This is a genomic window from Ralstonia sp. 1138 (assembly GCF_040544795.1).
GTDB classification, from domain to species: domain Bacteria; phylum Pseudomonadota; class Gammaproteobacteria; order Burkholderiales; family Burkholderiaceae; genus Ralstonia; species Ralstonia flatus.
Genome location: NZ_JBEPKQ010000021.1, coordinates 1 through 2,093, shown reverse-complemented (window position 1 = coordinate 2,093; position 2,093 = coordinate 1). Strand labels below are relative to the sequence as shown.

General features: G+C 61.9%; 2 protein-coding genes. Both read right to left on the bottom strand.

The window, feature by feature from the left end:
* Window positions 1-168: 168 nt before the first annotated feature.
* Window positions 169-978 (bottom strand): IS21-like element helper ATPase IstB, encoded by an 810-nt coding sequence (gene istB / locus ABIC76_RS25515; protein WP_354535651.1) that lies wholly within the window; start codon window positions 976-978, stop codon window positions 169-171.
* Window positions 978-2,009 (bottom strand): IS21 family transposase, encoded by a 1,032-nt coding sequence (istA, locus tag ABIC76_RS25510; protein WP_354535650.1) that lies wholly within the window; start codon window positions 2,007-2,009, stop codon window positions 978-980. The genes istB and istA overlap by 1 nt, the downstream gene beginning before the upstream one ends.
* Window positions 2,010-2,093: the final 84 nt, after the last annotated feature.

Here is a 2,093-nt window from a genome sequence, read left to right as displayed (position 1 = left end):
TGTCAACAACACTCTAGGAGTGACCCACCCGAGAGGGGATGCAACACTTTGGAAGTGACCCACCGGGTCACCGAACATGATGGCCATCACCGAGATCTGACCCAGGGTCAGTTGGCAGTGCTGGTCATCAACCTGGCTTGACCCTGGGTCAAGCAATCCTGCTGGGCATCAGGAAGGTTGACCCTCCAGCAGATGCCCAACCGGTTCCGACACGCTGGACCGGATGACGCCGGCCTTGCGTTTGTCCTTCAGGCGATAGCTCTCGCCCTTGATCTGCAGGACGTGGCTGTGATGCAGCAGCCGATCCAGCAGTGCGGCGGTCAGCGTCTGGTCGCCGGCGAACGCCTGGTCCCACTGGCCGAACGGTAAATTGCTGGTCACGATCAGCGAGCCCTTCTCGTAACGCTTGGCCACCACCTGGAAGAATAGGTTGGCCTCCTCGCGGCCCAGTGGCAGATAGCCGATCTCATCGATGATCAGCAGTCTGGCGTTGGTGATGTTGCGACGCAGGAACTCGGCCAACCGGTTCTGGCGAGACGCCGCCGACAGTGCGATCACCAAGTCGGCTGCCGAGATGAAGCGGGTCTTGATGCCCATCTGCGTGGCGATGTAGCCCAGGGCGATCGCCAGATGTGTCTTGCCAAGCCCCGATGGCCCGAGCAGTACGACGTTCTCCGAGCGCTCGACGAAGGCCATCGACGACAGTTCCATCAACGCCTTCTTGGTAACGCCGTGAGCGAACAGGAAGTCGAACTCCTCCAGCGTCTTGAGCACCGGGAAGCCTGCCGTGCGCAACAGGATTGCGCGAGTGCGCACCTGTTTGGCGTCCAGCTCGGTCTTGAGCAGCGCTTCAAAGAAGTCGGCGAAGGTCAACTGGTTCGACGCTGCGCGGGATGCCAGCATGGCGTACTGCTCGCCCATGGCATCGACATGTAGTTGCCGACAGGCCTGGGTAATGCGTTCATGCTGTAGATCCATCAACGCACCTCCGTCAGCAGTGCCTGGTAGACCGACAGGCGGTGTTGCAGCGGCGTGTCGTCAAACGTCTTGCGCTCGGGCAGCCTGGGCTTGGATGACGGAGGCAGTTCTGCACGCCATGGTGGCGGCAATGGTTGCAGCCGGGGTTGTTCAATCCGCAGCAGATCCAGCGGGGCCTGCTTGGTCGTACCGTGTACACGAACGTTGGCAACGTTGCGCAGCCAGCGCACCACCTCGCCGTTGGCGGTGTCGGCATCGAGTAGCAAGCGGTCCTGTGCCAGACGGCTGGCCAGCGGATTGTAGAAGCTGCGGCGCAGGTACCCGTTGAACCGCTCGACCTTGCCCTTGGTCTTGGCCCGATACGGTTTGCACAGCCGCGGCACAAAGCCACTGTGAGCGGAGAAGTCTAGGAACGCAGGCTGGTATCGATGCAGGCCAGGTCCATAGGCATCGCGGCCGATCACCACCGTCTTGACGTTATCGTAGAGAACCTCATGAGGCACGCCACCGAAGAAATCAAAGGCGCGCTCGTGGCAGCCCAGCAAGGTGGGCAGCCTCTCGTCGGTGACAAACTCGACATAGCTGGCACGGCTATAGCCCATGGTGGCAACGAACGCCGACAGCGGTGACTGACCACGACGGAACACGATCCAGTCCACCTGCATCTGGTGACCAGGCGCCGTCTCGAAGCGCACCACTGGCTCGGGTGCCGCCGTCACGTGCAGCGAGCGCAGAAACATGCGCAGACGGGTCAGACCGCCGCTGTAGCCGAGCGCCTGAATCTCGATGAACAGCGCCGTTGCCGGCAGCCAGTTCGGACGCGCGGCGCTCACCCGCTCGCGCAAATAGGCCTTGAACGGATCCAGCTTCTCCACCCGACCAGCTCGCGGCGGCCGCTCGTCCTCCGCACAACTCCTCAGGTACCTGCGCACCGTATTGCGCGACAGCCCTGACTCCCTTGCAATCTCTCGAATACCTTTGCCCTGGCGGGCCAACACCCGGATCTCCACAATCTCCTCCCTGGTTAGCACTGGCCCTCCGAAAAGGGCCCATCCTAGCCCGGTGGGTCATTTCCAAAGTGCTGCTGCTGGGTCAGTTTGATCGTGTTGCTGACA